This window comes from Roseococcus sp. GW821-FHT12F05 (genome assembly GCF_058806835.1).
Genome location: NZ_JBXAQB010000003.1, coordinates 513,244 through 538,667, shown reverse-complemented (window position 1 = coordinate 538,667; position 25,424 = coordinate 513,244). Strand labels below are relative to the sequence as shown.

The following is a 25,424-nucleotide window of genomic DNA, read 5'->3' as shown; positions in this document are numbered from 1 at the left end:
GCGGCGGACATGTCCATCATCATCAACAATCCGGGCTTTGCCATGCCGTTCGGCACCGGGGCGCTGGACCTGATCGATTTTCGAGCGGAGGTCATCGACCTCACGCAGGACCTCTGGCTGTTCGACAGGGACCTGGTCACCTGCGACGCTGGCGGCCGCGTCTCCGCCGTGGCGCCCATCAGGATCGGGGGAACGACGCTCTCGCAGGACGCGGCCGCCTCGCAGCCGCTGTGGATGCCCGATCAACTCGGCGGCAAGCCGGCGCTGCGCTTCACGTCACAGGCGTCGGCACCGCCTTGCCAGCTGCCCTATCATCTGGCCGCCGCGCCGGATCTTTCCTGGACCAAGGTCATGATCCTGAAAGCCGGCTCGCTGGGAGCCGCCGGGCGGAGCGTGGCCACGCTCTGGAGCAGCGACGGCGTCAACGCGCACCGGATGGACCTCGCCCGCAGCCCCAAGTTGGGGGAGCATCTCCTCTGCCGCGTCGGAGCAGGCCATTCCGTCTTCGCCAGGATTTCCCGGCGGCCCGTCGACGTCTTCTTTCTCGTGGCCTGCTCCTTCGACCATCTGCGGGGGCAGGTCGCGGCCTCCATCAATGGTGACCACTGGGTGGTGTCGAAGACCGAAGGCGCCGTGGTGGATGTGACGGCATCCGGCATCGGCGCCCGGCCCAACGAAGGCCTGTCCGGCGGATTCAACTTCGACCTGGCGCTGTGCGGCGTCGTGCCCTGGGCCCTGCACCTGCCGGCCCACGCGCCGTTCTGGGCGGACCTCAAGGAGTTCGTGCGCAACTGCTTCGCCTCGGCCCCCACCTTCGTGAACGCGATCCCGTGAGGAAGCGGCGGCGGGTGGCCCGGCCGCTCACCTGAGCCCGGCCAACTCGCCCACGGTGATCGGCTTCACCGGAAAGCGCGTCCGCAGCGGCAGCAACGCGTCAGGGTCCACGCCGCGCGCCGACGCCACCAGCGCATGCACCACGGGGCCGCATACGCGGCCCTGGCAGGGCCCCATCCCCGCGCGCAGGAAGGCCTTCAGCTGATTCGGCCCCTGCGCGCCCAGCGACACGCCCGCGCGCACCCGCCCGGCCGAGATCTCCTCGCACCGGCACACCACCGTCCCATCCGCGATGCGATCCACGCCCAGCGGCGGAAACAGCGCGTCCAGAAAGGCCCGCGGCGCCAGCTCCGACCGCCGCCGCAGCATCAGCCGCCCCGCCGCCGCATCCCGCTGCTCGATCGTCAGCCGCCCCAGCGCCCTGGCAGCCTCGATCGCCGCGATCCGCCCCGACAGCGCCGCCGCCCGCGCGCCGCCGATGCCGCCCCCATCCCCCGCCACCATCACCCCCGGCAGCGAGGCATTGCCCCATTCATCCAGCACCGGCCGGAAGCAGGCCTGCGTCGCATCCCACACGTGCCCGCAGCCCTGGAGCGCCCGCGTCACCTGGGTGTTCGGCACCACGCCGTCGTGCAGCAGCAGGAGATCCGCCGGCTCCTCGCGCCCGTCGAAACGCAGCGCCGTGAGCCGCCCCTCGCCGAGCGCCTCCACCTCGCGCGCCCGGATGACCGGCACGGCGCGCCGCACCCGCCGCATCCAGGCGAGCCCCTGCAGCAGCGGCCCCGGCTTCGTCAGCGCCGTCGGCAGATGCCGGGCCGCCCCGCGCCATGTCCCGGCCGGCGACAGGTCGAGGATGCCCGCGAGCTTTCCGCCCTTGGCGAGCAGCTGGGCGGCATAGAGCCAGAGCAGCGGCCCCTGCCCCGCCATCCAGGCCCGCCCCTCCGGCACCAGCCCGGCCGTCTTCAGCAGGATCTGCGCGGCGCCCACGCCCATCACGCCCGGCAGCGTCCAGCCGGGAAGCGGCAGCGCCCGCTCGACCGCGCCCGGGCAGAGGATCACCCGCCCCGCCCGCGCCCGATGCGCCGTGCCGCCCTCGGACCAGCTCACCGTGAGGTCGTCCTCGATGGCCCAGAGCGTGGCGCCGAAGCGCATCTCCGCGCCGCTGGCCCTGGCCGCCTCGATCAGCGCCAGCCCCTCGCGGGCCTGCGCCGCGCCCGGCGTGCCGGCGGAGGGCCGGTAGAACCCGTCGACGCCGCGATGCACCTGCCCGCCCGGCGCGGCATTCTCGTCCAGCAGCAGGACGTCGAGCCCCTGCGCCCGAGCCTCGGCGGCCGCTGCCAGCCCCGCCGGCCCCGCGCCCAGGATAAGTAGCGCGACCTCCCTCACCGCGGCGCCCTCGCGCCGGCCTGGATGCGCGCCGAAAGCCCCGGCGTCACCGGCACGAGGCAGGCCTGTCGGTTCGGTTCGCCCGCCACCTCCACCAGGCAGTCGAAGCAGGCGCCCATCAGGCAGAGCGGTCCGCGCGGGCTGCCGCTCACCGCCGTGTCGCGGAAATGCAGGATGCCCGCCGCGATCAGCGCCGCCGCAAGGGATTCCCCCTCGCGCGCGGCGATCTCCACGCCGTTCCAGCTGATGGTGCAGTCCGTCGGCGATGTCCGGCGGAACATGCGGCTACCAGCGCCGCGAAGGACCGCAATCCAGGTGCACGAAGCCGTCGCGCCGGTAGAGGCCCACGCCGCCCGTCTGCATGTCGGCGGCCAGCCGCGCGATGCCGAGCGAGTTGCGCCCCGGCAGCCGGCAGTCGCAGGCCATGCCCGACATGTGCAGCGAGGCGCGGCTCACCCGGCGCGATTCCCGTGCACGCTGCGCATTGGTCTCCGGCGCGCGGTAGCCGCTGATGACCTCCCAGGATTCGGTGGTCTCCAGGTGCGAGCGCACGGTGTTCAGCACGTCGAAGAGGCGTGGATCCATGGGCGTCGCCTCGGTCATGCGGGGGTCGCGCAGCACCCAGTCGAGCCTCTGCAGCGCCTCGCGGTCGTAGCGGCCGTCGCGCCAGTACACGCCATCGAAGGATTCGCCGGTCTGCGCCCGATGGATCGAGATGCTGCGCGCCGCGCCGTTGCCGAGCCGCTGCGCGATCGCCTCCGGCGCCATCGCCGCAAAGCCGAGGCCGACGATCGCGCCCAGCGCGCCGCGTCGTCCGGAGCAGGCCTGCGGGGAAGCGAGCCCGTCGCAGGCGGGGCAGGAATGCTGGAACAGGCGCATGGTCAGAGCGCCGCCGCCGCCATGGGAACCCCCGGAACCCGTTGGCGGCTGTCCATCGCGCGGGCATAGGCGGCGTCGAGCCCGTAGATGTCCTGGCGGATGCGCATCTCCGCGCCGTCCACCGTGACGGTGTTGTAGTGCAGCCGCACCGGCAGCTGCCGCCGGATCGCGTTCACCGAGGTGGCGCGCCCCGCGAGGACGCGGTCGGCGCGGGCCCGGTCCCAGCCGGGGGTGCCGTCGAGCACGAGCATGAGGAAATCCATCGGCCTCTCCAGGCGGATGCAGCCCGAGGAGCGGGCGCGGTCCGCGAGCCGGAAATACTGCCGATCGGGCGTGTCGTGCATGTAGATGTCGTCACCGTTCGGCATGATGAACTTCAGCCGGCCCAGCGCGCTGGCATCGCCCGCATCCTGGCGGATGATGTAGGGGAAGCGGTCCGGGTTCACCGCGCGCCAGTCGACCGTCGCGGGGTCGATCTCCGTCATCTCGCCGTCGATGCGCTGGAAGATGCGGAAGCCGCGGGCCGCGACCGCCGAGGGATCCCGGCGCAGGCGCGGCAGCAGGTCCTCCTTGGCGTTGCGGGCGGGCACGCCCCAGGGCGGGTTGAACTGCACCGCGGTCAGCCGCGCCTGGATCATCGGCGTCTGCCGCGCCACACCGCCGACCACGACCGCCATGTCCATGATGACGCGGCCGTCCTCGTGGACCTTCAGGCGGTAGTCGGGGATGTTCACCTCGACGCGGCGGTCGCGCGGGCGGGCGGGCGCGCCGCGGCGCATGTCCATCGCCACGCGGACCTGGTTCACCAGCGCCTGGGGCGAGCGGTTCAGCGCCGTCATGGTCGAGAGGCCGATGCGCGCGTCGGTTTCCGTGCCCACCGCCGCCTGGAAGCGGCGCACGGCCGCCTGCAGCTTCTCGTCATAGACCGGCCCCGTCCCCGGATCGGCGGCGAGTTCGGCGTCGGTCGCGACGAGCCGGGCGCGCAGCGCGCCCACGCGGGTCTCGTCAGTGGCGCCCGGCTCGAGCACGCGGCCGCCGACCGGGAAGCCTGGCCAGCCGATGATGGCCCGCGCCCGCGCGGCGGCGAGCGCCGTCTTCAGCGTGGCCAGCTGCGGCGTCGGCGCGGAGGCACGGTCGAGCACCTCGGCCGGCTCGGCGGAATCGGCGACCTGCTGCATCCAGGTGTTGAGGGTGGCGCCGCTGGCCTCGCGCTGCAGGTCCATCCGGCCGGGAATCGAGGCGACGCGCCCCTGCACCAGATCCGCCAGCACAAGGCCGGTGCCGCGGGCGATCGCCGCCGGGTCCTGCAGGGCCTGAGGCGTCAGCCCGTACCAGCGTGGATCGAGCCCGTCCTCCTCGACGCGCGAGAGGCGCTCCGCCAGGCGGCGCATAGCCTCCGGCGATGCGACCATGGTGCGTCCTACAGGGCCGGGGCCCTGGGCGCGAGCGGAGGCGACGGGGGCGGCGAGCGCCGCGACTCCCGTGAGAAACTGGCGACGGTCCATGTGGATAAGTTAGCGCCTCTCGCCCGTTCCGCAAAGGGATCAGGCGGCCCGCGTCACCTGGAAGCGCCGGGCCGAGAAGGCCTCCAGGGCCGGATCCAGCGCCCCGCGCGCCACCATGCCGGCGAAAAGCGCGGCATGCGCGGCCGCCAGCGTCACGCCCGAATGGCAGTTCGCAGTGAATGCCCCGGGATATGTTTCGCTTTCATCATAGATCGGCAACCCGTCCGGCGCCATGACGCGCAGAGCCGACCAGGCGCGGACGATGTTGAGCCGGCCGATCCAGGGGAAGCAGCGCACGGCGCGGTCGGCGATGGCGGCCATCACCTCCGGATCCTGCCGGAGGTCGAAGCCCACCTCCTCCTGGCTGTCGCCGATGAGGAGCGTGCCGTCGCTGGTCTGGCGGATGGTCGTGGTCGGCATGGGCAGCGCCTCGGTGGTGCGCTCGGTGACCAGCACCTGCCCGCGCTGCGGCCGGACGGGCGTGTTCAGGCCGAAGAGCGGCGCGAGCTCCGCATTTCCCAGCCCGGCGGCGAGCACCACGCGCGGGGCCGCAGCGTCGCCGGCGGCCGTGCGGATGCGGAAGTCGTTCGGCGCCGCCTGCGCCTCCGTCACCCTGGCGTCGTTCCAGTAGGTCCCGCCCGCGGCCCGGAAGCCCGCATGCAGCGCGTGGAAGAGGTTCAGGGAATTGGCGTGGCCGTCATAGGGGGTCCAGGAGGCGCCACGCACCTCCGGGCCGAGACCGGGCAGCATGTCGCGCAGCTCCGCCGGGCCGAGCATGCGGTACTCGTAGCCGAGATTGCCGGCCTCGAGCTTCATCCGGGCCATGCGCGCGGCGCGCTGCTCCAGCTCCGCCCCGCCCAGGCAGAGATGGACGCCGCCGCCCTGGCTCAGCCCGCAGTCGATGCCGGTGAGTGCCGCGAGGTCCTCGGCCAGGGCCGGCCAGGCCTCGGCCGAGGCGCGGGTCCAGCGCTGGTAGTGCGGCGCGCCCAGCCCTTTGGACTGCACCCAGACCAATCCGAAATTCCCGCGCGAGGCCCGGAAGGCGACGTCGCCCTCGTCGAGCAGCAGGGTGGACAGGCCCGCGCGCTGCAGCCCCCAGGCGATGGCCGAGCCGACCAGCCCGCCGCCCACCACGATCGCATCGGCGTTGCGCGCAGCCATCGGCGCTCCTCATCCGGATGGGGAGGATGGAGCACCGGGCGGAATGACTTCGCAAGGGGCCGGAGGCAGGTCCGGCCGGCACAGGGCCCGCCGCTCGCTTTGGAGGGCGCGGAGCGGAGGCGAGGACGGCGTGGCCGCCCGCCCGTCAGCCGATGATGTAGCCCAACACGAGGATGCCGCAGACGAGGAAGATGACGGCGCGCAGCACCGCCCAGAACTCCCCCTTCGCGGAGCCTTCCTCGGCCTTCGCGATCCGGATCACGGTCCCGCGGTTCGGGTCCGCGGCCACTGCGCCTGTGGGCGCTCCCTGTTCATCGGCCATGCGCGTTGCCCTTCTGCTGACCTGCTCGTCTCAGCCCGTGAGCTGTTCTGGGCATGCGGCCAGTGTCTGCAATCCAGACATGATTCCGACCATGCCGGTCAAGTCAAGAACCGTCCGAGAATCGAAATAAAACGTCGTTTTCCGCAATGCGCGGGCCAACTGTCGCGTGGCGCGCATGCCGGCCCAGGGCATTCGCCCAAAGGTTGTATTCGCTTTCATTTCATGGACGCGAGCCGGGTCACGGCTTCAGCGCCGCCACCTCCGTCCCTTCCTCCACGCTCTCCCCTTCGGCGCATCCCAGATGATCGATGACCCCGTCGCGCGGTGCCACGATCTTGATCTCGGTCTTCATGGCCTCCAGCACGGCCAGGAGCTGACCCTTCTTCACGGCATCGCCGGCTGCGACGAGGAGGCGCACGACGCGCCCGGGGATGGGCGCCGAGAGCCGGCTCTCATTCGCCGCATCGTCGCCGGCGGGTGCATAGGGATCGAGCGTCCGCAGCAGCCAGAGCGTGCCGGCCTCCAGAACGGCGTCGGTGCCGACCAGGCCCGGCGGGAGGGTGACGTCGTCGAGGCGCGTGCCGCGCGGCGAGGCCTGCAGCGTGATCCGCCGGGGGGTTCCGCTGTCATCGAGCAGGGCGACGCGCTCGGCCGCGCCGTGCAGCCGCCAGGAATCGCGCCGCTCCCAGGCGGCAGGGCCCGGCGACGGCGGGGCGGCGGCGCGAACCAGGGCGGCGGGCGGCGCGGGTTCCGGCGGGCCGAGCAGCGCCTCCGCGTGGCGGGCGATGAAGCCCGTGTCGAGCTCGGCGGCCCGCAGCGCGGGATGGGCGGCGAGCCGGCGCAGGAAGGCGAGGTTGGTCGTCAGCCCGTCCACCCCGGTCCGGCGCAGCATGCGCTCCAGCGCGGCGAGGGCAGCCGGGCGGTCCGTGCCCTCGCCGACGAGCTTCGCGACCATCGGATCGTAGAAGGCCGTGACGGCATCGCCCTGGGCCACGCCGGCGTCGACACGGCCCGTCTCCGGGAGGATCAGGCGGCGGAGCGTGCCGGTGGCGGGGCGAAACTCCTGCGCGGGATCCTCGGCATAGAGGCGGACCTCGACCGCATGGCCCCGGGGCGGCGGCGGCCAATACGCGGGGATGGCCTCGCCGGCGGCGATGCGGAGCTGCCACTCGACCAGGTCGAGGCCCGTGATCGCCTCGGTGACCGGGTGCTCCACCTGGAGGCGGGTGTTCATCTCCAGGAAATAGGCCTCGCCGCCCTCGACGATGAACTCGACCGTGCCGGCGTTCACATAGCCCACGGCCCGGGCGGCGGCGATCGCGGCCTCGTGCAGGCGGGCGCGCAGCGCGTCGGGGAGGTCGGGCGCCGGGGCTTCCTCCAGGACCTTCTGGTGGCGGCGCTGGATGGAGCAGTCGCGCGTGTGCAGGTGGACGACGTGGCCGTTGATGTCGCCGAAGACCTGGACCTCCACATGGCGCGGGCGCTGGAGGTATTTTTCCAGCAGGACGCGGTCGTCGCCGAAGGCCGACTTCGCCTCGCGCCGCGCGCCTTCCAGCTCCTCGGCGAAGGTCTCGGCCGCGAAGACGGGGCGCATCCCCTTCCCGCCCCCGCCGGCGCTGGCCTTGATGAGCACGGGAAAGCCGATCCGCGCGGCCTCCGCGGCGAGCAGCGAATCCTGCTGCACCTCGCCGTGATAGCCGGGCACCGTCGGCACGCCGGCCGCGACCATGAGGCGCTTGCTCTCGGCCTTGCTGCCCATGGCGCGGATGGCTGACGGCGTGGGGCCGATGAAGGCGATGCCGGCGGCGGCGCAGGCCTCCGCGAAACCGGCGTTCTCCGAGAGAAAGCCGTAGCCCGGGTGGACGGCCTGCGCGCCGGTCAGCTTCGCGACCTCGAGGATGGCGTCGCCGCGCAGGTAGGATTGCGCGGCGGGCGCCGGGCCGATGGGGTATGCCTCGTCGGCCTCGCGAACGTGGAGCGCCTGGGCATCGGCCTCGCTGAAGACGGCGACGGTGGCGATGCCGAGGCGACGGGCGGTGCGGATGACGCGGCAGGCGATCTCGCCGCGATTGGCGATGAGGATCTTGTCGAACATCGCCATCACATCCGAAACAGGCCGAACTTGGTTTCAGGGATGGGCGCGTGCAGCGCGGCATTGAGCGCAAGCCCCAGCACGTCGCGCGTCATGGCCGGCGGGATGATGCCGTCGTCCCAGAGGCGAGCGGTGGCGTAGTAGGGATCCCCTTCCCGCTCGTATTTTTCCCGGATGGGCGTCTTGAAGGCGTTCTCCTCCTCCGCGCTCCAGGACTTGCCGGCGCCTTCGAGATTGTCGCGCCGGAGCGTGGCCAGCACGCTCGCCGCCTGCTCGCCGCCCATCACGCTGATGCGCGCATTGGGCCAGGTGAAAAGGAAGCGCGGCGAATAGGCGCGGCCGCACATGCCGTAATTCCCTGCGCCGAAGCTGCCGCCGATGATGACGGTGAGCTTGGGCACCTGCGCCGTCGCCACGGCCGTCACCAGCTTGGCGCCGTCCTTGGCGATTCCGCCCGTCTCGTACTTCCGCCCCACCATGAAGCCGGAGATGTTCTGCAGGAAGAGCAGCGGGATCTTCCGCTGGCAGCAGAGCTCGATGAAATGCGCGCCCTTCTGCGCGCTCTCGCTGAAGAGGATGCCGTTGTTCGCGATCACGCCGACGGGATGCCCCCAGATCCGCGCAAATCCCGTGACGAGCGTGGTGCCGTAGCGCGGCTTGAACTCGTCGAGCTCGCTGCCGTCGACGATGCGGGCGATCACCTCGCGCACGTCGTAGGGCTGGCGGACGTCGCGCGGGAGGATGCCGTCCAGTTCCTCCGGCGCGAAGAGCGGCGCTTCCGGCGCATGCGGCGGCGCGGGCGGGGATGCGGCGTTGAGATTGCGCACGATCCGCCGCAGCCGTCCCAACGCGTCCATGTCGTCCGCCGCGAGATGGTCGGCCACGCCCGAGAGCCGCGTGTGGACATCGCCGCCGCCGAGGTCTTCCGCCGTCACGACCTCGCCCGTCGCCGCCTTCACCAGCGGCGGGCCGCCGAGGAAGATCGTGCCCTGGTTGCGGACGATCACCGCCTCGTCGCACATGGCCGGCACATAGGCGCCGCCGGCCGTGCAGCTTCCCATCACGGCGGCGATCTGCGGGATGCCGGCCGCCGACATGTTGGCCTGGTTGAAGAAGATGCGGCCGAAATGCTCGCGGTCGGGAAAGATCTCGTCCTGATTGGGCAGGTTCGCGCCGCCGCTGTCCACGAGGTAGAGGCAGGGCAGGTTGTTCTGCGCGGCGACCTCCTGCGCGCGGAGGTGCTTCTTCACCGTGAGCGGGTAGTAGCTGCCGCCCTTCACCGTGGCGTCGTTGGCGACGATGACGCAGGCGCGGCCACTCACCAGGCCGATGCCGGTGATGAGGCCGGCGCCGGGCACCTCGTCGCCATACATGCCGTTCGCCGCGAGGGGCGAGAGCTCCAGGAAGGGCGCGCCGGGGTCGAGCAGGCGCTCCACACGCTGGCGCGGCAGCAGTTTTCCGCGGGACGTGTGCCTCGACCGCGCCTGCTCGGTTCCGCCCAGCGCAGCCAGAGCCGTGCGCTCGGCGAGCTGATCCAGCAGCCCGCGCATCGTCGCCGCATTCTCGCGGAACTCCGCGCTGCGCGGGCTCACATTCGACGACAGCGCCATTCAGGCGGTCTCACGAAAGAGCTCGCGGCCGATCAGCAACCGCCGGATCTCGCTGGTGCCGGCGCCGATCTCGTAGAGCTTCGCGTCGCGCAGCAGGCGGCCGGTCGGATAGTCGTTGATATAGCCGTTGCCGCCGAGGATCTGGATCGCGTCCAGGCTCGCCTTCGTCGCGGCCTCGGCCGCGAAGAGGATCGCGCCCGCCGCATCCTTGCGCGTCGTCTTCCCCGCGTCGCAGGCCCGCGCCACCGTGTAGACATAGGCGCGGGCTGCATTGAGCTGCGTGTACATGTCCGCGACCTTGCCCTGGATGAACTGGAACTCGCCGATCGCCTGGCCGAACTGCTTCCGCTCGTGGATATACGGCACCACCACATCGAGGCAGGCCTGCATGATGCCAAGCGGCCCCGCGGCCAGCACCGCGCGCTCGTAGTCGAGGCCCGACATCAGGACGCGCACGCCGCCGTTCACGGCGCCGAGCACGTTTTCTTCCGGAATCTCGCAATCCTCGAAGACCAGCTCCGAGGTCGGCGATCCCCGCATGCCGAGCTTGTCCAGCTTCTGCGCCGGCGTGAATCCCTTCATCCCCTTCTCGACGATGAAGGCCGTGATGCCCTTCGGCCCGGCCTCCGGATCGGTCTTGGCATAGACGATCAGCGTCTCCGCGTAATGCGCATTGGTGATCCAGAGCTTGGTGCCGTTCAGCACGTAGCGGTCGCCGCGCTTCTCGGCGCGCAGCTTCATGCTCACCACGTCGCTGCCCGCGCCGGGCTCGCTCATGGCGAGCGCGCCGAGGTGCTCGCCGCTGACCAACTTCGGCAGGTATTTCCCGCGCTGCGCCGCGTTGCCGTTGCGCATGAGCTGGTTCACGCAGAGGTTGGAATGCGCGCCGTAGCTCAGCCCCACGCTGGCCGAGGCGCGGCTCACCTCCTCCATGGCGACGCAATGGGCCAGGTAGCCCATGCCGGAGCCGCCGTACTCCTCGTCCACGGTGATGCCGTGCAGGCCGAGCGCGCCCATCTCCGGCCAGAGATACCGGGGGAACTCGTCGGCTTTGTCGATCTCCGCGGCAATGGGCGCAACACGATCGGCGGAGAAGCCGCGCGCCATGTCGCGCAGCGCGTCGATCTCCTCGCCGAGGGCGAAGTCGAGGCTCGGAGGGGCATTCGAGATCATTGGAGCGTGTCCCAATCCTGGCGCAGCACCCGGCGCATGATCTTGCCGGTGGCCGTCTGCGGCAATTCTGCCACGAAGCGGATGTGGCGGGGATAAAGATGGCCGGCGAGGCGCGTCTTCACATGGTCCTGCAGGCGGCGGGCCAGGTCGTCGGAGGATTGCTCGCCGGCGCGCAGCACAATGGCGGCGGCGACCGCCTCGGTGCGGAGCGGGTCCGGCAGGCCCACCACGGCGGCCGCGGCGACGGCGGGGTGGCGCATCAGGCAGTCCTCCACCTCGGCCGGGCCGATGCGGTAGCCGGCCGAGGTGATGACGTCGTCGGCCCGGCCCACGAAGCGGATGAAGCCCTCGCCGTCCATCTCGCCGGCATCGCCGGTCATGAGCCAGCCGTCGCGGTATTTTTCGGCCGTCGCCTCGGGGCGGTTCCAGTAGCGCAGGAACATCACGGGGTCGGGCGATCTCACGGCGATCTCGCCGTCGACGATCGCCACCTCATGCCCCGGCACCGCGCGTCCCGCCCAGCCCGGCTTCGGCGGGAAGAGCGCGCCGCAGGAGGAGACGGTCAGGTTGCATTCGGTCTGGCCGTAGAACTCGTTGATCCCGACGCCGAAGGCCTCGCGGCCCCATTCCAGCATCTCCGCGCCGAGCGTCTCGCCCCCGGAGCCGATGGAGCGCGGGCGGGCCCTGGCGTTCGGCACCTGCCGCATCAGCCGCAGCGCCGTCGGCGGCAGGAAGAGGTTGCGCAGGCCGTGGCGCGCGATCGTGCGGAAGGCGCGCTCCGGGTCGAACTTCTCCATCCGCAGCGCCAGGACCGGAACGCCGTGGAAGAGCGAGGGCAGCAGCACGTCCAGCAGACCGCCGATCCAGGCCCAGTCGGCCGGGGTCCAGAAGCGGTCGCCGTGCCTGGGGAAGAGGTCATGGGGCATCTCCACGCCCGGCAGATGGCCGAGCAGCACGCGATGGGCATGCAGCGCGCCCTTGGCCGCGCCCGTGGTGCCGCTGGTGTAGATGATGAGCGCCGAATCCTCGGCGGCGGTGTCGACGCAGCGATGATCGGGGCTGGCGCGCGACATCCCCTCGTGGAAATCGACGGCGCCCGGTGCCATGCCCTCCGTCAGGATGACGAGCGGCCCCTGCGGCAGCTTCGGCAGGCTCTCCGCATTCGTGACGACCGCGCGCGCGTCGCAATCCGCGAGCCGATAGGCGATGGCATCCGCGCCGAACAGCGCGAAGAGCGGAACGGCGATGGCCCCCATCCGGTAGACGGCCAGATGCGCGACGGCGACCTCCCAGGATTGCGGCAGCAGGATCGCCACACGGTCGCCGGCCCGGACGCCCTGGGCCAGGAGCAGGTTGGCGAAGCGGCAGCTCATCTCCTCCAGCTGGTCGAAGGTCAGCGTCTCCAGGCCATCGCCCGCCTCGCGCAGCAACGCCGGCCGGCCGCTGCCGTCCGCCCAGCGGCCGCAGCAGGCCCGGGCGATGTTGAAGCGCTCCGGGATGTTCCACGAAAACTCCCGGCGCCATCGCTCGTAGGAGGTCACGGGCAATGCCAGCGCCATCCCCGGTTTTCGGCCCTGCGCAGCATGGCACCTCCCCTTCCCGCCCGTCTCGCATCCGGCATTCCGGCATTGGCGGGCGTCGGGCGAGCATGCCATGACGGCTGCGACACCGGAAAGGCCGGGTGCGATTCGCGGGCCACAGCGAGGGACCCTTGCAGGACGGCGCCATCGAAGCCGAGCTGACCGCCGTGGTGGCCGCCGTCACCGACGGCGAGCCGCGCGTGCTGACCATCCGCGAGGGAACCCTGCTGCCCTCCGGCCCTTTCGCCTCGGGCCATCGCACTCTGCAGGCGGGGCTGCGCGGCTGGGTGGAGCAGCAGACGCACCATCCGCTGGGCTATGTCGAACAGCTCTACACCTTCGCGGACCGCGACCGCTCCGCCGAGGATGCGGGGCGGCGGGTGATCTCGATCAGCTATCTCGGCCTGACGCGGCAGGCCCGGGCCACCGGCCGCGACCATCCGGCCTGGCGCGTCTGGTACCGCTACTTTCCCTGGGAGGACTGGCGCGAAGGCGCGCCGGCGATGATCGCCAAGGTGATCACGCCCCGGCTGCGCGCCTGGGCCGCCGAGGCCGCGGAGCCCGCCGTGAAGCGCGCACGGCAGCAGCGCATCCGCATCACCTTCGGCCTCGGCGACTTGCCCTGGAACGAGGAGATGGTGCTGCAACGCTACGAGCTGCTCTTCGAGGCCGGGCTGGTCGCCGAGGCGATCCGCCGCCACGGCGGCGACATGGCGGCAGCCCTGCCGGGCGAGGAGATGCTGCACGACCATCGCCGCATCCTCGCGACTGGCATCGCGCGGCTGCGGGCGAAGATCAAATACCGGCCCGTCGTGTTCGAGCTGATGCCTAAGAGCTTCACCCTGCTCCAGCTCCAGCGGGCCGTGGAGGCACTGGCCGGCCAGATCCTGCACAAGCAGAATTTCCGGCGGCTGGTCGAGCAGCAGGCGCTGGTCGAGGAGACCGGCGATGTCGCGACCGAGACGGGCGGCCGCCCCGCCAAGCTCTTCCGCTTCCGCGAGCAGGTGCTGCAGGAGCGCGCCATCGCCGGGGCGACGCTGCCGATCTCGCGCATGGTCTGACGCGCCAGGCTGCGCCGAAGGGTGCTGCTTGACATTCTTATGCTCACTCCTAGCATAAGGGGCAGGCGACAGCGATCGCCCATCCGGCCGCCTTCTCGGCCCTGAAATGCTCTTTTTGAGCATAATGAGGAGTCATGTCCATGAACGCCATGCAGGCGCGCACGGCGCCGCTCTACGAGCGCGTGCGCCACGTCATCCCACCCATAGAATGGCCCTCCTTCGCCGAGGAGATCGACGCAATCCTGGAGCTGAAGCGAAAGCGCCGCGCCGTGATCCTCGCGCACAACTACCAGACGCCGGAGATCTTCCACTGCGTCGCGGACATCGTGGGCGACAGCCTGGCCCTGGCGCGCGAGGCCATGCGCGTGGAGGCCGATGTCATCCTCCTCGCCGGGGTGCACTTCATGGCCGAGACCGCGAAGCTGCTGAACCCCGGCAGGACGGTGCTGATCCCCGATCTGGAAGCCGGCTGCTCGCTGGCGGAAAGCATCACGCCCGCCGACATTCGCGGGCTGCGCGAGCGCCATCCGGGCGTGCCCGTGGTGACCTACGTGAACACCTCGGCCGCGGTGAAGGCGGAGTCGGACATCTGCTGCACCTCGGGCAACGTGCGGAAGATCGTGGAGGGGCTCGGCGTGCCGCGCGTGATCCTGCTGCCGGACGAGTACCTGGCCCAGAACGTCGCGCGCGAGACCGGCGTGGAGATCATCACCTGGAACGGCCATTGCGAGGTGCACGAGCGCTTCACCGCTGACGATATCCGCCTGCTGCGCGAGGGATATCCGGGGGTGATCGTGCTGGCCCATCCGGAATGCCCGCCGGAAGTGGTCGCCGAGGCGGATTTTTCGGGATCCACCGCCATGATGAACGACTTCGTCGCGCAGAAGCGTCCGACCAATGTCGCACTCATCACCGAATGCTCGATGAGCGACAACCTCGCCGCGCAATATCCCGAGGTGGGCTTCGTGCGGCCCTGCAACCTCTGCCCGCACATGAAGCGGATCAATCTCACCAACATCCGCGTGGCGCTGGAGGAGATGCGGCACGAGGTCACCATCGCCCCCGACATCGCCGGCCGCGCTCGCCGCGCCGTCGAGCGCATGCTGGAGATCTGAGCATGACCGTCTCTCCCCTGCCCCGGATCATGCTGGAGCCGCTGGTCCGCATGGCGCTGCTCGAGGATCTCGGCCGCGCCGGCGACGTCACGACCGACGCGGTGATCCCGGCCGATTCCGTGTCCACCGTGGCGCTCGTCGCGCGGCAGCCGGGCGTGGTCGCCGGTCTCGACCTGGCGCTGCTTGCCTTCCGGCTGGTCGATCCGCGCATCGAGGCCCAGGTCGAGCGTCCCGACGGCAGCCCCCTCGCCCCGGGCGACGTTATTGCCACCCTCTCCGGCCCGGCGCGCGGGCTGCTGACGGCCGAGCGCACGGCGCTCAACTTCCTCTGCCACCTCAGCGGCATCGCCAGCGCCACGGCCCGCGTGGTCGCGGCGGTGAAGGGCACCAAGGCCAGCATCTGCTGCACGCGCAAGACCATGCCGGGCCTGCGCGCCGTGCAGAAATATGCGGTGCGCGTCGGCGGCGGCTCCAACCACCGCTTCGGCCTCGACGACGCGGTGCTGATCAAGGACAACCACGTCGCCATGGCCGGCGGCATCCGCCCCGCGGTGGATCGCGTCCGCGCGCATGTCGGGCACATGGTGAAGATCGAGCTGGAGGTGGACAGCCTGGCGCAGCTTGAAGAGGCGCTGTCGCTGAAGCTGGACGCGGTGCTGCTCGACAACATGACCCCGCCCATGCTGCGCGACGCCGTGGCGCTGGTCGGCGACCGCATGATCACCGAGGCGTCGGGCCGGATCACGCCGGAGGCCGCACCGGCGGTGGCCGCATCGGGCGTGGACCTGATCTCCATCGGCTGGCTGACGCACAGCGCGGCGGTGCTGGATATCGGGCTGGACTATCGCGAATAGCGGGAGCGAGCGCTGGCTCTTCTACAGCCAGCGCTTGCGCCGCTTGTAGCTCTTGATATCGCGAAAGCTCTTCCGCTCGGTGCCATGGCCGCCGAGGTAGAATTCCTTCACGTCCTCATTGTCCATCAGCGCCGCGGCCGTGCCGTCCAGCACGACCTTGCCCTGCTCCATAACGTAGCCGTAATCCGCGACGGAGAGCGCCATCCGCGCATTCTGCTCCACCAGCAGGATGGTGATGCCGAGGTCGCGGTTCAGCCGCCGGATGATCGAGAACACCTCCTTCACCAGCAGCGGCGAGAGGCCCATCGAGGGTTCGTCCATCAGGATCAGCTTCGGCCGCGCCATCAGCGCGCGGCCGATCGCCAGCATCTGCTGCTCGCCGCCGGAGAGGTAGCCGGCGAGGCCGGTGCGTTCCTTCAGCCGGGGGAAGTATTCGAACACCATCTCGATGTCGCGCTTCACCTCGCCGTCGGAGCGTGTGAAGGCGCCCAGCCGCAGGTTCTCGATGGAGGTCATGTCGGCGATGATCCGCCGCCCCTCCATCACCTGGAAGATGCCGCGCCGGACGATGAGGTGCGGGTCGATCCCGTCGATGCGCTCGCCGCCGAAGCGGATCTCGCCGCGAGTGACCTCGCCCTCCTCCGTCTTCAGCAGGCCGGAGATGGCCTTGAGCGTGGTCGACTTCCCCGCCCCGTTCGCACCAAGGAGGGCGACGATCTCGCCCTTCGGCACCTCCAGCGAGAGCCCGCGCAGCACGAGGATGACGTCGTTGTAGACGACCTCGATGTTGTTCACCTGCAGCAGCTTCTCGCGCGCTGCCGCAGGCGCCGCCGTCGCGGGCAGGCTGGAGCTCACCAGCCCAGCCAGTCGCGCCGACGGTCCAGCGTGATCGACGTCACCCGGTCGAGGCGCATGGTGCCCGCACGCATCAGGTCGTCCACGCTGCCCTGCGTCGTGTCGCCCGAGACCACGGCGCGATAGAGGCCGACGGTGAGCGTGCCGCGATGGTCCTCTGCGGTGAAGTTCGACGGCTCGCAGACGCCCTCGAAGCCGGCCGGGACCCAGTTCTGCCGGGCATAGAAACCGTCGCGAATGCGCGGGCCATCCACCGCGCCGTTGTTCGCCGCAGCAGTGTCCATCGCCTCGACCATCAGCATGGCCGCGCAGACGCCGGCCAGGTAGTGCACGGGACGATAGGCGGTGCCGGCCGTGTCGCTCAGGCGCGAGATGGCCCGGACATTAACCATGCCCGGCGCGTCGCCACCCCACACGGTCGCCGTGCGCACCGGGAAGACAACGCCATTGGCCGCGGCGCCGGCCGCCTTCATGGCGTTCTCATCCATCCCCCAGACATTGCCCAGGAACTGGACCTGCACGCCCACCGTCTGGCAGGCCCGCAGCACCGAGATGTTGGAGCCCGCCGTATTGCCCAGATAGGCGTAGTTGGCGCCCTGGTTCTTCAGGGTCAGGCATTGCGCCGTGTAGTCGCCCGGCGTCAGCGCGAACTGGATGGCGGGGATCACGTCGAAGCCGAGCTCCGCCGCCAGCGCCTCGCCGGCCGCCTTGGGCGAGTTCGGATAGGGGTGGTTGGCGCCCATATGGACGAAGCGCGGACGCCCCGTCTGGCCCCGCGCCGTCCAGTCCTGCCGCGCCCAGATGAGCATGGCGCGTAGCGCGTCCGAGTAGGAGGGGCCGTAGAAGAAGTTGAACGGCGCCGCCTTCTCGGCCCGCGGGGCGCGGCCCGAGGGATCGGTCAGCGCGGCCGAATAGGAGGCGGAGATGTAGGGCACGCGGTCGCGCGTGACGAAGGTGGTCAGCGCCTCCGTGTCCGCCGTGCCCCAGCCCTGGATCGCCACCGGGCGCTCGCGGCCCATCCAGCTCTGGTACTGCGCGATGGCGCGCTGCGCCTGGTAGCCGTAGTCGGTCGTCATGACGTTCATGGTACGCCCGCCGATGCGGCGGTTGGCGTTCACCCAGGCCAGCGCGTCCTGCACGCCGCGGCCGTAGGGCACGCCGACATCCGAGGTCGCGCCGCTGTAATCCGCGATATGGCCGATCTGATAGGGCGCCTGAGCCATCGCCGGGGCCGCCATCAGCAGCCCCAGGGCTCCCGCGAGGATCGTCTTCTTCATGTTCGTTGCCTCCAATTTTTTGTTCTAGTGTGAGTAAGGATACAGCTTCCAATAGGCCTTGATCAGCCGCCATCTTCGGGCGAGGCCGTCGGGCTCGAAGATCAGGAAGAGGATGATGGCAGCACCGATCGCCATCTCCCGGAGGAAATTGATCGAGGCGCCGAGCGACAGCGCCCGGTCGATGGCGCCGCCCTCCAGCGCCTGGGCCGCGCTCTGCACCATCTCCGGCATCAGCACCATGAAGGCCGCGCCCATCAGGCTGCCCATGACCGAGCCCAGCCCGCCAATGATGACCATCGCCAGGAACTGGATGGAGAAGAGGATGTTGAAGGCCTCGACGCTCACGAAGAGCAGGTAGTGGGCGTAGAGCGCGCCGCCGACGCCGGCGTAGAAGCTCGCGATGCCGAAGGAGAGCGTGCGGTAGTAGGCGAGGTTGATGCCCATCAGCTCGGCGCTGAGATAGTGGTCGCGCACGGCGACGAGCGCGCGGCCGTCGCGCGAGCGCATGAGGTTGGCGGCGGCCACGAACATCACCACGACCCAGAAGACGACCACGTAGAAATAGGTCTCGTCGCGGTCGAAGCGCAGGCCGAAGAGGGTGAAGGGCTCGGTGATGCGCCCCGCCACGCCGCCGGAGAACCACCGCGCGCGGGCGAAAAAGTCCTCGAGGATGAACTGCGCGGCCAGCGTCGCGATGGCGAGGTAGAGCCCCTTCAGCCGCGCCGCCGGCAGGCCGAAGACCAGGCCGACCAGGGCCGTCGCCACGCCCGCCAGAGGGATGGCCAGCGGCACCGGCACCCCATGCTCGACCAGCCCCGCCGAGGCGAAGGCGCCGAAGCCGAAGAAGGCCGCGTGGCCGATGCTGATCTGCCCGGTGAAGCCCACCAGGATGTTAAGCCCCAGCGCCGCGATGCCGAGAAAGCCGATCTGGATCAGCAGCGAGAGCTCGTAGCGGCCGAAGACCAGCGGCGCGCAGAGCAGGATCGCCAGCCCGACCAGCATCGCGAGGCGCGAGTTGCGCGTGGGAAAGATGGTCATGTCGGCGGCGTAGCTGGTCCGGAAATCGCCGCAGGGGGTCGTGCTCATCAGACGCGCTCGATGTTCTTCGTGCCGAAGAGCCCGTAGGGCTTGATCAGCAGGATCAGCACCAGCGCGTAGAAGGGCGCGATGTTCGTCATGTTCCCCCAGTTCAGCCACTGTGCGTCGACGTACTGCGCCAGGTTCTCCAGCACGCCGACGATCAGCCCGCCCAGCATCCCGCCGACGATGGAATCGAGCCCGCCCAGGATCACCGCCGGGAAGACCTTGATCCCATAGAAGCTCAGCCCCGAACTGACGCCGGACACCACGCCCACCACCACGCCGGCGACGGCCGACACCACCGCCGAGATCGCCCAGGACATGGCGAAGACCTTCGGCACCGAGACCCCCAGCGACTGTGCCACCTGCTGGTCGAAGGCCGTCGCCCGCATGGCGAGCCCGTGCTTGCTGAAGGTGAAGAACCACCAGAAGCCCAGCATGATCACGGCGGACAACGCCAGCGAGAGCAGGTAGACGCTCTGGATCTGCAGCCCGAAGAGCGACAGCCGCTCGGCCGGGAAGATCGGCGGGAAGGGCTGCGCGAAGACGCCGAACATCCACTTCATCAGCGCCTGGAAGAAGATGGAGAGCCCCACCGTCGCCATGATGACGCTGATCACGGGCTCGCCGATCAGCGGCCGCAGCACCACGACCTGCACGATGATGCCGAAGAGAGTCATGAAGGCGAGGCAGATGGGGAAGCCGATCCAGAAGGGCAGCTGCCATTTGGTCAGCAGCCACCAGCAGACCCAGGCGCCGATCAGCATGAACTCGCCCTGGGCGAAGTTTACCACCTGGCTCGCCTTATAGATCAGCACGAAGCTCATCGCGACGACGCCGTAGAGCGCGCCCACGATCAGCCCGTTCAGCACGAGTTGCAGCAGCAGCGCCCATTCCATCAGGCGGCCGCCTTCTCGGGCCGCTGCACCTGGAGCGTGGTGCGGATGCGGCTTTTCGTGCCGTCCTGGAAGCTGATGGTGGTGTCCACGGGTATCTGCGCCTCGCCCCGGTAGATGGCCTCGATGATGTCGCCGTACTTCTGGTTGATCACGCCGCGCCGGACCTTTCGCGTGCGCGTCAGCTCGTCGTCGTCGGCGTCCAGCTCCTTGTAGAGGAGAAGAAAATCGCGGATGCGCTGGGCCTCGGGCAGGCTGGCATTCACGCGCTCCACCTCGGCGGCGAGAAGCGCCTGCACCTGCGGACGCGCCGCGAGATCGGTGTAGGTGGTGAAGGAGATGCGCTGCCGCTCGGCCCATTTGCTGACGATCGGGAAGCGGATGCAGATCATGGCCGCAAGGTGCGGCCGCCCGTCGCCCAGCACGACGGCCTCGGCGATGTAGGGGCTGAACTTCAGCTTGTTCTCGATGTATTGCGGGCTGAAGCGCGTGCCGCCGGAGGTGCTGGCAATGTCCCGGATGCGGTCAATCACGACCAAGCGATTGGATTTGTCGAAGTACCCGGCATCGCCCGTGTGCAGCCATCCGTCACGCAGGTCGGCGGCTTCGATGTTGCCGAAGTAGCCCTGGAACATGTTGGGATGGCGCGTGACGATCTCGCCCACGCCATTGGCGTCCGGCTCGTTCACGCGGAGCTCGATCTCGGGGCCGAAGGGCACGCCGACCGTGTCGAAATCCCCCCTGCCCGGCTCCTGCAGCGTATAGGCGCCGAGCAGCTCGGTCTGGCCGTAGAGCTGGCGCAGCGGCACGCCGAGCGCGAGGAAGAACCGGAAGGTGTCCGGACCGAGCGCCGCGCCGCCGGTGGAGGCGGAGGTCAGGTTGGAAAAGCCGAGACGGTCGCGCAGCGCGCGGAAGAGGATCTGATCCGCGACACCGCTGCGCTCGCCCTTGTCCAGCGCGGCCAGGCCCAGCCTCATCCCGGCGTCGTAGAGCCGGCGCTTCAGCGGGCTCGCATCCAGCACGCGGGCGCGGACATCGGCGGCGATAGCCTCCCAGGTGCGCGGGGCGAAGAGGACAAAGCTCGGGCCGATCTCGCGGAAATCGGCCATCATCGTCTCGGGCTCCTCGACGAAGTTGACCTTCATCCGGGCGATGAGGTTCCAGCCCAGCGCGTAGATCTGCTCCATGATCCAAGGCAGCGGCAGGACGGAGACGTACTCGTCCTGCGGCCCCTTCGGATCGGCGCGGAGATAGGCACGGCAATGCCCGACCAGCGCGGCGGAGCTCAGCATGGCCAGCTTCGGCCGCGCCGTAGTGCCGGAGGTGGTGCAGAGAATGGCCACCGCCTGCGGGTCCTGCGCGGCGAGCAGCGCGTCATAATCGCCGGGGTCCTCGGAGGCGCCGATCTTCACCAGATCCTCGGCCGAGATCAGTCTGATATCGTCCAGCTTGCGCATGCCACGCGGGTCGCTGAAGACGATGCGGCGCAGGGCCGGCAGCCGGTCGGAGGCGCCGAGCAGCTTGTCTACCTGCTCCTCGTCCTCGGCGAAGACCACGCTGGCGCCGGAATGCTCCAGCAGCCAGGCGACCTCGTCCTCCAGGGAATCGCGATAGAGGCCGAGGCTGCGGCAGCCGATCGCATGGGCCGCGATCTCGCCCATCACCCAGTCCGGTCGGTTATCGCCGATCAGGCCGATCACCTCGCCCGGCTGCACGCCCAGGCGCCTGAGCCCAAGCGCGAAGAGGCGCGTGCGCGCGTGGTATTGCGCCCAGGTCAGGCTGTGCCAGATGCCGTAGCGCTTCTCGCGCAGCGCGACCTCGTTGCCATGCCGTTCCGCATTGTGCGCCAGGAGGCGGGGCAGCGTGTCCGTCACGCGACCTCTTCCTCCACCGCCTCGCCGAGATAGGCGCGGCGGACCTGCGGGTGGGCCAGCACCTCCGTCGGCGTGCCGTCGGCGATTTTCCTGCCGAAATCGAGCACCATCACGCGCGAGGAGATGTCCATCACCACGCCCATATCGTGCTCTATCATGAGCACCGTCATGTCCCATTCTTGGTTCAGATCCAGGATGAAGCGGGCCATGTCCTCCTTCTCCTCGAGGTTCATGCCCGCCATGGGCTCATCCAGCAGAATCAGCTTCGGCTTCAGCGCGATCGCGCGCGCCAGCTCCACGCGCTTGCGCAGGCCATAGGGCAGCGTGCCGGCCGGCGCCTTGCGGACGTGCTGGATCTCCAGGAAATCGATGATGTCCTCGACCTCGCGGCGATGCGCGATCTCCTCGGCCCGCGCGCCGCCGACCCAATGCACCATCCCCCGGAGAAAGCCCGACTTCAGCAGGTGGTGGCGGCCGACCATGATGTTGTCGAGCACCGTCATGTGGCCGAACAGCGCCAGGTTCTGGAAGGTCCGGCCTATCCCGAGCGGCGCACGCCGGCTGGGCGGCAGGCGCGTGATGTCCTGGCCCTCGAAGGCGATGCGGCCCTCGGTGGGCCGGTAGCGGCCGGAGATGCAGTTGACCATGGAGGTCTTACCGGCGCCGTTCGGGCCGATGATCGAAAAGACCTCGCCGCGGCGGACCTCGAAGCTGACATCGGTGAGCGCGCGAACGCCGCCGAAGCGCAGCGACACGCCCTCCACGGCCAGGATCGAATCCTGCAACGCCCTTACCTCCCGGTCTCTATTCGTTGAGCGGAGGCTAGGCGGGGGAAGAGGTCAGCGCAACGGAATTGCGGCAGCGCGCATCGCGATGGCCAGCGGCGGATCGTCCGTCGCCAGCACGTCCACGCCGAGGGCTAGCGCGCGCGTGATGCTGGCCGCGTGGTTGGCCCCCCAGACGGAGAGTCGCAGGCCCGATTCGCGCAACGCGTCGCGCAGGGCCTCGTCGGCGACGCCCTCGTGGACGCCGAGCTCCGTCGCGCCGCAGCTTCGGCAGAGGGCCACAGCATCGGCCGGGCGCAGGGCGCGCATGGGCCGGGTTTCGACGAGGTAGACGAGCTGCTCGAAGCCGCCGAGCGCCGCGCCCTCGGCCACGGTCGCGGCCTCGAAGCTCATCAGGATGGTGCGGGCGCGGAGCCCGGCGAGCACCTCGGCACAGCGGAGGGCCAAGCCCGGATAGGGCCGGCCGTCGACGCCCGCCTTGATCTCCATCCTCAGCCGCTGCGGCGACGGGCCGATCAGAGCCGCGGCTTCCGCGAGGCTGGGCACGGTCTCGCCGCCCGTGCCGCGCAGGCGATAGCGCTTCACCTCCGCCCCATCGAGTGTACCGATCGGGCCGGAGCCATCCGTGGTCCGGTCCAGCGTGGCGTCGTGGATCACGATGGGCTCGCCGTCGCGGCTGGCGTGGACATCGAATTCCACCTGCTCAGCCGCCCAGCCGAGGGCGTGGCGGAAGGCCAGGAGACTGTTCTCGGGCCAGAGGAAGGCGCCGCCGCGGTGGCTGGCGATCTCGGTGCTGCTCATGCGCAAGCTCTTTCCCGCGCGTGGGCCGGCGTCAAGCCGGTGCCGCCTCCAAGGCCCGTTGGAAGGCCTCGGCCAGATTCCGCCCGAAGCGCGGCGCATCGCAAAGCGGCGAGGCCGCCACACGGCCCCGCAACGTACCGCGCAGGGCGGCAAGCGCGTCCGGATCCGCCGCCCGGGCGACGGCCTGCGCGACATAGCCGTCCTCGTCGAATTCCGCCCAATCCTGCAGGCCGACATTTGACAGGTGCGACAAGGCATGACGCGCGGCAAAGCTGCCCCCCGTCAGCGTAAGGACCGGCACGCCCATCCACAGCGATTCGCAGACCGTCAGCCCGCCATTGTAAGGAAAGGGGTCAAGCGAGATGTCGATGTCGCCATAGGCCGCCAGCAGCTCCGCATGCGGGATCGCGCCGTGCAGGTCCATCCGCTCGGGCGGCACGCCCAGCGCCCTGGCGCGCTCGACGAAGGCGTCGCGGGTGCGTGCGTCGCCGAGGGCATGGGTGCGCAGGACCAGCCGGCTGCCCGGCACCGCCTCCAGGATTCGCGCCCAGCAGGCCAGCACCCGCGGCGTGATCTTCGCCATGTTGTTGTAGCAGCCGAAGGTGACGTGGCTGCGTTCCAGCAGCGGCGGAGGCGTCACAGCCGGCGCATAGGAGGGCGGGGCGTAGCAGACATAGCCGTCCGGCATGCGGAGGAGTCGCTCGGTGTAGTAAGGCTCGAAGCCCTCCGGCGTTTCCCAGCGGTCGGTGAGCATCCAGTCGATGTTCGGCACGCCGGTCGAGGCGGATTGCGATCCGACCCATTTGATCTGCACCGGCGCGCAGCGGTGCCGCAGGGCGCGCAGCCGCCCCCCAAGCCCGTGCCCGCCCAGGTCGACGAGGATGTCCAGCGCCTCGGCGCGCAGCCGCTCCACCAGCGGGACCTCGCCGATGGCCGGATCGATTGGAACCCAGCGATCGGCCCTGTCCTGATAGCGCTTCGCCAGCGGACCGCCGCGATCTCCAAGGGAGAAGAGGACCACCTCGAACCGCTCGCGCGGAAGATTCTCGATGCCCGCCAGGGTGAACCAGCCGACCGGATGCGTCCCGAAATGCGGGGAGAGGAAGCCGACCCTCAACCGATCACGCGGTACGCGCGGTGTCGGACCATGGGGCTCGAGGTTGTTCGACAGGCCTTCGTACAGGTGGCGTGCGACCTGGTGCAACAGCGCAGGATCCGCCAGCTCCGGATGGTAGGGTCCCGCGCTGCACAGCCGCAGCAGCATCTCATTCTCCCCGCCGGCCGCCTCCGCGGAGGACATCGCCTCCTCCTGCAGGCCCTGCGACACCTGGACGAGCGCCAGCGTCGCCTGGCCGCGATAATCGGAGCCCAGGTCGCGCATGGCCCGCTCCAGCATCTCCGCCGCCTCGGCAAAGCGGTGCGTCCGGAACAGCTGCTCGCCCAGTGCCACGCGGAGCTTGCGCTCGCTCGGCAGCAGCCGCACGGCGCGCTCGAAGACGCCCAGCGCCTCCTTATGCTGGCGCTGACGCCAGAGGGCGTGGCCGAGGCCGCTCAGGATCTGTCCGTCCTCCGGCGCCAGCGCCTCGGCGAGGCGCCATTGCGGCAGCGCCGCGGCGCCTCCCTCGGCCACCTCGATCAGGCTGGCGAGCCCGCCCACCCGCGCGGCAGAGAGCGGGTCCGCCGCAATGGCGGCCTCCACGATCCGCCGCGCCTCGACGGTACCGTGCAGGGAGACCAGGGCGTCGGCCCAGATCAGCCCCGCCGGGCCCAATTCGGGTTCGCGCGTCAGCACCTCATCGGCGATGGCGGCGGCACGGTCCGCCGAGCCGTTCTCGCGCAGGGTCCTGGCATATTCCAGCGCGATGCCGTGGTCCGCCGGCGCGTGCAGCAAGGCCTCGGCCAGCAGCGCCTCTGCGCGCGCCGGCGAACCCGAGAGCCGTTCGACGACCGCCAGTCCCGACAACGCCGCGACATGGTCGGTCCCTCGCGCAAGGGCACCCTCATATCCCATCCGGGCAGCGGCGAGATCGCCGCGCAGATGCGCAAGCCGGCCCAGGCGGAAATGCGCCTCGGCGAGATGCGGCAGCGACGCCGAGGCCTTGTGCAGATGCAACGCGGCTTCGTCGAGCCGGCCCAGATCCATCAGGGCCATGCCGAGGTTGAGCGACGCCAGGGCATATTCCGGCTCCCGGTCGAGCGCGGCCATCAGCAGCGGCACAGCCGAATCCGTGCGGCCGGCGCGGAGCTCGTCCAGGCCCGCGTCGAATTCGGCCAGCCCGGTCAT

At 70.2% G+C, this 25,424-nt stretch carries 22 protein-coding genes; 4 read left to right on the top strand and 18 right to left on the bottom strand.

Features of this window, described 5'->3' with window-relative positions; genetic code table 11:
• Positions 1–9: 9 nt before the first annotated feature.
• The gene (locus tag AC1ROY_RS10960) at positions 10–834 is read left to right on the top strand and encodes a hypothetical protein (RefSeq protein ID WP_493148839.1); all 825 of its coding nucleotides are present in this window, start codon (positions 10–12) and stop codon (positions 832–834) included.
• A 27-nt stretch (positions 835–861) separates the two neighbouring features.
• On the opposite strand, the gene AC1ROY_RS10955 is transcribed toward AC1ROY_RS10960, so the two are convergent.
• The 10 genes from AC1ROY_RS10955 to AC1ROY_RS10910 form a co-directional block, all read right to left on the bottom strand.
• Positions 862–2,220 carry an FAD-dependent oxidoreductase gene (locus AC1ROY_RS10955; RefSeq protein WP_493148838.1) on the bottom strand — a complete coding sequence of 453 codons (1,359 nt, stop codon included), beginning with the start codon at positions 2,218–2,220 and terminating at the stop codon, positions 862–864.
• Positions 2,217–2,501: a (2Fe-2S)-binding protein gene (locus tag AC1ROY_RS10950; RefSeq protein ID WP_493148837.1), complete on the bottom strand. Its 285-nt coding sequence runs from the start codon at positions 2,499–2,501 to the stop codon at positions 2,217–2,219. The genes AC1ROY_RS10955 and AC1ROY_RS10950 overlap by 4 nt, the downstream gene beginning before the upstream one ends.
• A gap of 4 nt (positions 2,502–2,505) precedes the next feature.
• Positions 2,506–3,099: a peptidoglycan L,D-endopeptidase MepK gene (locus AC1ROY_RS10945; protein WP_493148836.1), complete on the bottom strand. Its 594-nt coding sequence runs from the start codon at positions 3,097–3,099 to the stop codon at positions 2,506–2,508.
• Positions 3,100–3,101: 2 nt separating this feature from the next.
• Positions 3,102–4,490, bottom strand: a complete 1,389-nt coding sequence (locus AC1ROY_RS10940) for a L,D-transpeptidase family protein (protein ID WP_493148835.1) — start codon at positions 4,488–4,490, stop codon at positions 3,102–3,104.
• Positions 4,491–4,643: 153 nt separating this feature from the next.
• On the bottom strand, positions 4,644–5,765 hold the full coding sequence (locus AC1ROY_RS10935) for an NAD(P)/FAD-dependent oxidoreductase (RefSeq protein ID WP_493148834.1): 1,122 nt from the start codon (positions 5,763–5,765) through the stop codon (positions 4,644–4,646).
• Between the two features lie 145 nt (positions 5,766–5,910).
• The gene (locus AC1ROY_RS10930) at positions 5,911–6,087 is read right to left on the bottom strand and encodes a hypothetical protein (RefSeq protein WP_493148833.1); all 177 of its coding nucleotides are present in this window, start codon (positions 6,085–6,087) and stop codon (positions 5,911–5,913) included.
• Between the two features lie 238 nt (positions 6,088–6,325).
• On the bottom strand, positions 6,326–8,182 hold the full coding sequence (locus AC1ROY_RS10925) for an acetyl/propionyl/methylcrotonyl-CoA carboxylase subunit alpha (protein WP_493148832.1): 1,857 nt from the start codon (positions 8,180–8,182) through the stop codon (positions 6,326–6,328).
• 5 nt (positions 8,183–8,187) lie between these two features.
• Positions 8,188–9,789, bottom strand: coding sequence for a carboxyl transferase domain-containing protein (locus AC1ROY_RS10920; RefSeq protein ID WP_493148831.1), 1,602 nt, complete (start codon positions 9,787–9,789; stop codon positions 8,188–8,190).
• Positions 9,790–10,962: an isovaleryl-CoA dehydrogenase gene (locus tag AC1ROY_RS10915; protein WP_493148830.1), complete on the bottom strand. Its 1,173-nt coding sequence runs from the start codon at positions 10,960–10,962 to the stop codon at positions 9,790–9,792.
• On the bottom strand, positions 10,959–12,521 hold the full coding sequence (locus AC1ROY_RS10910) for an AMP-binding protein (RefSeq protein WP_493148829.1): 1,563 nt from the start codon (positions 12,519–12,521) through the stop codon (positions 10,959–10,961). Before AC1ROY_RS10910 ends, AC1ROY_RS10915 begins: the two co-directional genes overlap by 4 nt.
• Positions 12,522–12,673: 152 nt before the next feature.
• Between AC1ROY_RS10910 and AC1ROY_RS10905 the strand changes: the two genes are divergently transcribed.
• The 3 genes from AC1ROY_RS10905 to nadC all read left to right on the top strand — a co-directional run bounded on the left by AC1ROY_RS10905 (position 12,674) and on the right by nadC (position 15,572).
• A complete protein-coding gene (locus AC1ROY_RS10905) occupies positions 12,674–13,603 on the top strand; it encodes an NUDIX hydrolase (RefSeq protein WP_493148828.1) in 930 nt (309 codons plus the stop codon).
• A gap of 134 nt (positions 13,604–13,737) precedes the next feature.
• A complete protein-coding gene (gene nadA / locus AC1ROY_RS10900; RefSeq protein ID WP_493148827.1) occupies positions 13,738–14,718 on the top strand; it encodes a quinolinate synthase NadA in 981 nt (326 codons plus the stop codon).
• Positions 14,719–14,720: 2 nt separating this feature from the next.
• Positions 14,721–15,572 carry a carboxylating nicotinate-nucleotide diphosphorylase gene (gene nadC / locus AC1ROY_RS10895; protein ID WP_493148826.1) on the top strand — a complete coding sequence of 284 codons (852 nt, stop codon included), beginning with the start codon at positions 14,721–14,723 and terminating at the stop codon, positions 15,570–15,572.
• A 21-nt stretch (positions 15,573–15,593) separates the two neighbouring features.
• Here the strand turns inward: nadC and AC1ROY_RS10890 are convergent, their stop codons facing one another.
• The 8 genes from AC1ROY_RS10890 to AC1ROY_RS10855 are packed head-to-tail and all read right to left on the bottom strand — an operon-like array spanning position 15,594 to position 25,424.
• Positions 15,594–16,427: an ABC transporter ATP-binding protein gene (locus AC1ROY_RS10890; RefSeq protein ID WP_493148825.1), complete on the bottom strand. Its 834-nt coding sequence runs from the start codon at positions 16,425–16,427 to the stop codon at positions 15,594–15,596.
• Positions 16,424–17,704: an ABC transporter substrate-binding protein gene (locus AC1ROY_RS10885; protein ID WP_493148824.1), complete on the bottom strand. Its 1,281-nt coding sequence runs from the start codon at positions 17,702–17,704 to the stop codon at positions 16,424–16,426. The genes AC1ROY_RS10890 and AC1ROY_RS10885 overlap by 4 nt, the downstream gene beginning before the upstream one ends.
• Positions 17,705–17,728: 24 nt before the next feature.
• Positions 17,729–18,790, bottom strand: a complete 1,062-nt coding sequence (locus AC1ROY_RS10880; RefSeq protein WP_493148823.1) for a branched-chain amino acid ABC transporter permease — start codon at positions 18,788–18,790, stop codon at positions 17,729–17,731.
• The gene (locus AC1ROY_RS10875; protein ID WP_493148822.1) at positions 18,790–19,683 is read right to left on the bottom strand and encodes a branched-chain amino acid ABC transporter permease; all 894 of its coding nucleotides are present in this window, start codon (positions 19,681–19,683) and stop codon (positions 18,790–18,792) included. Before AC1ROY_RS10875 ends, AC1ROY_RS10880 begins: the two co-directional genes overlap by 1 nt.
• Complete coding sequence (locus AC1ROY_RS10870) at positions 19,683–21,554, bottom strand: AMP-binding protein (RefSeq protein ID WP_493148821.1); 1,872 nt, start codon at positions 21,552–21,554, stop codon at positions 19,683–19,685. Before AC1ROY_RS10870 ends, AC1ROY_RS10875 begins: the two co-directional genes overlap by 1 nt.
• Positions 21,551–22,339 carry an ABC transporter ATP-binding protein gene (locus AC1ROY_RS10865; protein WP_493148820.1) on the bottom strand — a complete coding sequence of 263 codons (789 nt, stop codon included), beginning with the start codon at positions 22,337–22,339 and terminating at the stop codon, positions 21,551–21,553. Before AC1ROY_RS10865 ends, AC1ROY_RS10870 begins: the two co-directional genes overlap by 4 nt.
• A 54-nt stretch (positions 22,340–22,393) precedes the next feature.
• The gene (locus AC1ROY_RS10860; protein WP_493148819.1) at positions 22,394–23,140 is read right to left on the bottom strand and encodes a glycerophosphodiester phosphodiesterase; all 747 of its coding nucleotides are present in this window, start codon (positions 23,138–23,140) and stop codon (positions 22,394–22,396) included.
• Positions 23,141–23,171: 31 nt separating this feature from the next.
• Positions 23,172–25,424 (bottom strand): tetratricopeptide repeat protein, encoded by a 2,253-nt coding sequence (locus AC1ROY_RS10855; RefSeq protein WP_493148818.1) that lies wholly within the window; start codon positions 25,422–25,424, stop codon positions 23,172–23,174.